General features: G+C 63.2%; 3 protein-coding genes. All 3 read right to left on the bottom strand.

Annotated features, from left to right (window positions below; all coding sequences use genetic code 11):
• Positions 1-224 precede the first annotated feature (224 nt).
• The 3 genes from D2E23_RS11430 to D2E23_RS11420 all read right to left on the bottom strand — a co-directional run bounded on the left by D2E23_RS11430 (position 225) and on the right by D2E23_RS11420 (position 3,699).
• Positions 225-2,051, bottom strand: coding sequence for an alpha-amylase family protein (locus D2E23_RS11430; protein WP_126031016.1), 1,827 nt, complete (start codon positions 2,049-2,051; stop codon positions 225-227).
• 202 nt (positions 2,052-2,253) lie between these two features.
• Positions 2,254-2,568 carry a cupin domain-containing protein gene (locus D2E23_RS11425; protein WP_164520804.1) on the bottom strand — a complete coding sequence of 105 codons (315 nt, stop codon included), beginning with the start codon at positions 2,566-2,568 and terminating at the stop codon, positions 2,254-2,256.
• Between the two features lie 246 nt (positions 2,569-2,814).
• Positions 2,815-3,699 carry a class I SAM-dependent methyltransferase gene (locus tag D2E23_RS11420; RefSeq protein ID WP_241227300.1) on the bottom strand — a complete coding sequence of 295 codons (885 nt, stop codon included), beginning with the start codon at positions 3,697-3,699 and terminating at the stop codon, positions 2,815-2,817.
• Positions 3,700-4,003: the final 304 nt, after the last annotated feature.

The following is a 4,003-nucleotide window of genomic DNA, read 5'->3' as shown; positions in this document are numbered from 1 at the left end:
CCTTCCCCTCGAGGGGAAGGTGGCAGCCAAAGGCTGACGGATGAGGTGATCAAAGAAAAGCGCGGCCAACACGGCCGTCCACTATTGCAAGACGCCCCGCTCGGCCCTTCCGCGGGAGGGGAGCCAGAATATGAGCCCCATACCGCGCCTCAGAACCCCACGCAAAAGGTCCCCGAACCTCCCTCGAGGTTCGGGGACCTTACATCAGGCTTTCAGCCAATCGCTCAGTGGTGGAAGCGGACCAGGCGCGCCTCGTACGGGGCGAGCTCGGCGCCGTTGCGCGGCATCAGGCCGTCAGCGCCATCAAGCCACACGTTCTGCGTCGCGCGGGAGAAGTTGAACAGGCCGACGAGCGTGTCAGCACCGGACTTGCGCACCACGGCGAGCACGGCGTCGTTGTGCGTGTCCCACGTGGACACCCAGGCGTCGGGCGCGAAGCACGGGTCGTCGCGCATCTCGCGCAGCCCCTCCATGCCTTCCCACAGCTGGTTCTGCAGGGTGCCGGGCTCCTCGCGCAGCGCGGCCTTCTCCCAGTCGAACTTGCTGCGGTGCAGGTTGCGGCTGTCCTCCACGCGGTCCGGGTCCTCCTTGTAGTCCCAGCCGTTGAGCTGGCCGATCTCGTCGCCGCAGTTGAGCATCGGGAAGCCACGCAGGAACGACATGGCGCGATGCATGAGCAGGTCGCGGTCCACGGCGATCTCGAGCGCCGGCTTGTCGTGCGTGATGATCGCCTTCTCCACGCCGCACAGGCTGGCGGTGGTGCCGCAGCTGCGGGCGTCGCTGGTGGCCGGATCGTAGTTGTACAGCTCGCCCATGGACCAGCTGCCGGGCACGCATCCCTCGTAGAAGTGGTAGAGGAATTCCTTGTGCTTGAGCGGATCGATGCCGATCTCCTTCTCCACGTCCTCGTCGAGACCCCAGCCGATGTCGTCGTGGCAACGCAGGTAGTTGACGAACCAGCAGTTCTCGGGCAGGGCGTTGAGCTTGTCGATCTGTGTCTTGAGCAGGCGCACGTCCTGGCTGGCGAGCGCGCTCCACAGGTTCACCATGATCGACACGTTGTACAGCATGTGGCACTCGGGCGCCTCGGGGGTGCCGAAGTAGGCGGCGAGCTCCTTGGGGGCCATGACGACCTCGCCCTTGAGCACCACGGCCGGGCAGACGCATTCGAGCGCGATGCGCAGCATGCGCACGATGGTGTGCACCTCGGGCAGGTTGCGGCAGTTGGTGCCGAGCACCTTCCAGATGTACGGCACGGCGTCGATGCGCAGCACCTCAACGCCGAGGTTGGCGAGGTGCAGCGCGCTGGAGAGCATGGCGATGAGCACCTTGGGGTTGCGGTAGTTGAGGTCCCACTGGAACGGGTAGAACTGGGTCATGACCCACTTGCCCATCTGCTCGTTCCAGCTGAAGTTGCCGGGCGCGGTGCCGGGGAATACCTGCGGGACCACGGCGTCGTACTGGTCGGGGATGGTGCGGTCGTCGTAGCAGAAGTAGTAGTCCTGGTACTCGGGGTCGCCGGCCTGCGCGGCCTTGGCCCAGCGGTGACTCGACGCGGTGTGGTTCATCACGAAGTCGAGACAGAGGCTGATGCCGGCCTTGCGCAGCTTGGCGGTGAGCGCGGCGAGGTCCTCGTTGGTGCCGAGCGTCGGATCGACGTTGTCGAAGTCCTCCACGGCGTAGCCGCCGTCGTTCTGCGGGTGCGGCATCTGCAGCAGCGGCATGAGGTGCAGGTAGGTGAGCTTCTGCTCCTCGAGGTAGGGCACGCGATCGGCGAGCTTCTTGAGGTCGCCGGCGAACAGGTCGGTGTACATGGTCATACCGAACATGTCGCCGCGCTTGTACCAGTCGGGGTCGGCCTCGCGCTTGGCGTCGAGCTCCTTGAGGTCGGCGGGGCGGGCGGCGTAGGCGTCGGCCATGGCGGCCTTGAGATCATCGAGGGCCGCACGGTCGTTGTACAGCTCCATGAACAGCCAGTCGAGTTCGGCGGAGTGGCGGGCGAGACGGTCGTTGTACACGGAATCGGTTGCGGACTTGGCTGCTTTGGCCATGGGAAACTCCTTCGTTCCAGTCTGACGCATGTGTGTGGTCGAAATTCAGTGTACTCCCAGCGAACACGTTTATCAAACCGGTTCGATAATTGGCGTGTCAGAACGATCAAATCTCAGCAATCACTTGAGTGATAGCGCTTGCATGAATATATCGAAATCGCCGACCGAGTACGCCACGGCCGCCCCGCCCCGCACTCGACGACTACCGCCGCATCATGATCAGCATCATCTTGGAGGCCTCCTCGGCATAGACCGCGTGGGGCAGACGGGTCGGGAAGTGCAGGATGCCGCCCGGCACCAGATCCACGGTTTTGCCGCCACCGGTGACCTTGAGATGACCTTCGAGGCACTGCACGAGCACGGGCATGGCGGCGGTGTGCTCGCTCAGCTCCTGTCCCTTGTCGAAGGAGAAAAGCACCACGTTGGCGCCCTCCACCTGCATCATGGTGCGTGAGACCGTGGCCTCGGGCTGCACCTCGACCATGGGTCCGAGATCGTCGATGAACTCCATCACCATCGGCTGCCCGCCGGGCGTGGCGGTCGTTGCGTTGGTCGTTGCACTGGTCGTCGTTTCGTTGGTCATATCGGGACTCCTTACTTTATCGTCCGTATTTCGTTTTTCATTGCGCGGCATGCGCATTCGCCGCTGTCGCATTCATTGAATTCGATGGAATTCGTTGGCCATCATTCGCCGCCGGCCGCGATGCCGGAGCTGCACGTATCAGCTTAATCGCATATCGGCGTCCGGGCGGGAACGACAGCGTCAATCACGCCGCCGCACAACGAACGCGATGCCGGTGAGCGCGTCCCCGTAGGTGTTGAACACGCGACGCATCTGCATCACCCGCGCGCGCAGGTCCGGATGCGTCAGCACGTTGCGCACGATGCGCAGCACGCCAGGCACGCCCTCATCGGCCAGATTGCGACGCATCTTCAGCAGCGCCATCGGCTCGGTTCCGGTCCACAGCACCTCGAATCCCTCCGATTCGAGCAGTTCCCGCCATTCGGCTGCGGTCAGCGGACGTGCGTTGACCTTGATGGCCTTGGCGAGGTCCTTGCGGATCGAGTCCTTGACGGAGTCATTCAGATCGTCCGGCGCGAGGCCCATTTCGTGGATCGCGTACAGTCCGCCCGGTTTCAGGATGCGATGAGCCTCGCCGATGATCGCGCGCTTGCCGCGTTCGGATTGCATGGTGAGCATGGCTTCGCCGATCACCACGTCCGTCGATTCGTCCGCAAGACCTGTTTGGGAGGCGTCGGCCCTGACGCATGCGCCGCCGACGGATGCCGCGAGAGGACCGATGATGTTCACGACCTGTTCGTCACGGTCGACGCCGGTATATCCCGCGGGACCTGCGTTCAGAATCAGTCGCGTGGTGCGACCAAGTCCGGGCGCGAACTCCACCACGCGCTTGCCGGCGATCGGCGTGTGCTCGAGCATGCGCCTGGTGAGCCGTTCTCCTCCGGGACGCAGTACGCGCTTGCCGAGTTTGGCCAGCACCCAGTGGCCCTGCATATGTTCGGCTTCGCGGTCGGACTGCGGCAGCTGTGACTCCGCGATGACGGGAGCGGCCACGGCGTTGGCGGTTTTGATATCGCCCGTTTTGGTCGCATCGGTTGCGTTGGTCAGATTACGTTCGTCATTCACGGGCCCGAAGCATACGGGATCGATGCCGTATACACCAGACTGGTTTTTCACATCGGATTGTGGTAAGCGACGGATGATTCGGAGATGCCAGACTGATATGTTTCACGTGAAACATTGGATAAAAGCGTGAGACAGGAAGAGGTCCTGATCGTTTCATATTGAAACGATCAGGACCTCTTTCAGTCATGGAAACCGAGGGCGATCAGGACGAATCTCTCCCCTCAGTCCGCCATGCGGCGGACAGCTCGTCCTGCAAGAACGGACGACCTTACGGTCGCGTTATATCCGCTCGCCTGTCGGCTCG

Origin of the sequence: Bifidobacterium callimiconis, from assembly GCF_003952005.1 — a bacterium.
In the GTDB taxonomy this organism is placed as follows: Bacteria; Actinomycetota; Actinomycetes; order Actinomycetales; family Bifidobacteriaceae; genus Galliscardovia; species Galliscardovia callimiconis.
This window is presented reverse-complemented; position numbering and strand designations above follow the sequence as displayed.

What these genes read in the sequence shown, in the direction of transcription:
- D2E23_RS11430 (WP_126031016.1), bottom strand. Translation starts at nt 2,051, where the DNA reads ATGGCCAAAGCAGCCAAGTCCGCAACCGATTCCGTGTACAACGACCGT.
- D2E23_RS11425 (WP_164520804.1), bottom strand. Translation starts at nt 2,568, where the DNA reads ATGGTGATGGAGTTCATCGACGATCTCGGACCCATGGTCGAGGTGCAG.